The 1,028-nt window shown below is 52.6% G+C and carries 1 protein-coding gene; it reads left to right on the forward strand.

Annotated features, from left to right (window positions below):
- Positions 1 to 855 (forward strand): hypothetical protein (locus tag ACFRAK_RS29750; RefSeq protein ID WP_394573301.1); only part of this gene is annotated, 855 nt, incomplete at its 5' end.
- Positions 856 to 1,028 lie beyond the last annotated feature (173 nt).

Genomic DNA, 1,028 nt, shown 5'->3' on the forward strand with positions numbered 1-1,028 from the left:
GCGTCCGTCAGCATGGCGGTGGTTCTCGGTGTGGTACTGGTCATTTCGCTCGTATGGAGCCAGCAAGCAGGCCAAGATCAAATGGCGATTGGCGAGCCCCAAGTCTCCGGGGAGGACGGAACGTCACCAACCTCGGGCAACCACGAGTCGGTGACGATACCGAAGATTGAACTCCCTGACGACAGCGGAGTCTCCATGGATATGATCGGACTAGTGGTATATCAAGGCAACATTTATACCCAGAGTGGGACGGGGCTATCACCAGAGACGGCCAAAGCGCTAAGAGGAGAGAAGTTGGGACGATCGAAGTCCGGCATTACGGAATGGAGCACGTCTTCCGATTACACGGAGCTGGCCTCAACGATCGGGGAGATGGATATCTATTCGGTTCAGGGATACGATACGGAGTTCCGGATTATGTCGTATGCGGAGCACGACGGCCAGATCTTCGCGGAACTGTATGAGCATCTGAATGGCATCACGGTGTATACAGGCGAGGACGTTGTCGGCAAGCTGAAGCTGATGGATCGAATGATCTCGGCGAACTGGCAGGATTTTGACAGCTGGAATATGGGAGAGGTTCAGTTGAACGAACTGGCGGTGGACGAAGCGCTGCAAGCTTTCGTTCAAGCGCTCTATGCAGCGAAGCCGGTTGCGGCCGAACCGTTGCAAGAGGCCGGTATATATGAAACAGGGGCGGATGAACAGAAATTCCTGCATCTGAAGCTGGAGGATGAGACCCAAGTACAGCTGCGGCTGTTTAAGAGCGGCCCGTATGTGCGGTACGGCAACGCTGAGGTGTTTTTCCAAATGGATAACGAAGCCTTTGATGCGCTGTGGGAGCGGATGGAGTAGCTGAGTTTGTATTGTAAAAAGAGACCTGTGACAGGTCTCTTTTTTGGGCTGATCAGATGATCCCACATAGTGGTCCAGCTATACCTTCTTGATTGATGCTGGGGAATAGAGGGTTGCGCTTTTTTAAGTTGCAATGGGCCTGTGCTAAGATGATAGAAAATCTTGTAGTGCAA

It is taken from the genome of Peribacillus sp. NPDC056705, assembly GCF_043656335.1.